Source organism: Streptomyces mesophilus (assembly GCF_040300965.1).
Lineage (GTDB): Bacteria > Actinomycetota > Actinomycetes > Streptomycetales > Streptomycetaceae > Streptomyces > Streptomyces mesophilus_A.
In genome coordinates this window covers 1-1,343 of sequence record NZ_JBEPEW010000314.1, presented here as the reverse complement: position 1 = coordinate 1,343, position 1,343 = coordinate 1, and the positions used below count along the sequence as shown (strand labels likewise).

The window sequence follows — 1,343 nt, the reverse complement described above, 5'->3', positions numbered from 1 at the left end:
GGGGGCGGGGCGGTGCCGTGCCCCGGCCGGGCCCTGGTCCGCGTCCCGACCCCCAGTCGGACCGCGGCCCAGGGCCAATCGCGGCCGCCCCAGCGGCCCGGAAACGTCCCTGCAGTGAACTCCCTTGAGCTGTACGGGGCTTGAGCAAGGGAAGGGCGGAAATCCCTGTGCCGCCCTTCCCTTGCTGTTCGAATTCGCATCAGCCCGCCGCACGCACCACGAACCGGCACCCGACAACGCAACCGCACCGCACACCCGCCCCTCCCGCACACCCGCCCCTACCGCACGCCCACTTCGGTCAGCGCCCGCAGAAACCGATCCGTCGTTCCCCGGTCCCGTACCGCAACGCGCATCCACTCCACACCGAGCCCCGGAAACGTATCGCCGCGGCGCACCGCGAATCCGACGTCGCGGAGTCGTCCGCGAACCTCCGCGGCCCGCTCGTGCCGGAGCAGAACGAACGGCCCGGCAGGCTCACCGGACACGGAGACCTCCGCGAACTCCCGCAGCCCCGCGAGCAGATACGCCCGGTCCTCGGCGTACCGCCGCGCAGCGCCCTCCGCCTCCGCCAGCGCCTCCGCCCGCATGCACGCCGCCGCCGCCGCGAGGGCCGGCGTCGACACCGGCCAGAGCGGCTGGGCGCGCTCCAGCGCGGCGATGACGGCGGGGTCGGCCAGGACGTACCCGATCCGCAGCCCCGCGAGCCCCCATGTCTTCGTCAGGCTCCGCAGCACCACGAGCCCGGGCACGTCGGTCCGCCCGGCGAGCGACTCCCGCTCCCCGGGCACCGCGTCGATGAACGCCTCGTCCACCACCAACACCCGCCCGGGCCCGGCCAGTTCGGCCACCCGGTGAGCAGGGTGCAGCACGGACGTGGGGTTCGTCGGATTGCCCAGGACGACCAGATCCGCCGCATCGGGTACGGCGGCCGGATCGAGCCGGAAGCCGTCGGCAGCAGGCAGCAGGACCCGCTCCACCGCATGCCCCGCATCCCGCAGCGCCGCCTCCGGCTCCGTGAACTGCGGGTGCACCACCACCGGATGCCGCACCTCGAGCGCCCGCGCCAGCAGCACGAACGCCTCCGCCGCACCCGCCGTGAGCAGCACCCGCTCCGGACCCACACCGTGCCGCGCCGCGACCGCGGCACGCGCCGCCCGCCCGTCCGGGTAGGCGGCGAGCGAGCCGAGCGCTTCTGCGATCTCCTCCCGCAGCCACTGCGGAGGCGTCCCCGTACGGACGTTGACGGCCAGGTCGGTCAGCGCGCCGTCGCGCACCTCGGCGTCCCCGTGATGCCGCAGGTCGTACGCACCGTCCGCGCCGCCGGTGCTGCCCGCCCCGCCCGC

1 protein-coding gene is annotated in these 1,343 nt (G+C 75.2%); it reads right to left on the bottom strand.

The window, feature by feature from the left end; genetic code table 11:
- Positions 1–278 precede the first annotated feature (278 nt).
- Complete coding sequence (gene cobC, locus ABT367_RS41350; RefSeq protein WP_352259127.1) at positions 279–1,298, bottom strand: Rv2231c family pyridoxal phosphate-dependent protein CobC; 1,020 nt, start codon at positions 1,296–1,298, stop codon at positions 279–281.
- Positions 1,299–1,343 lie beyond the last annotated feature (45 nt).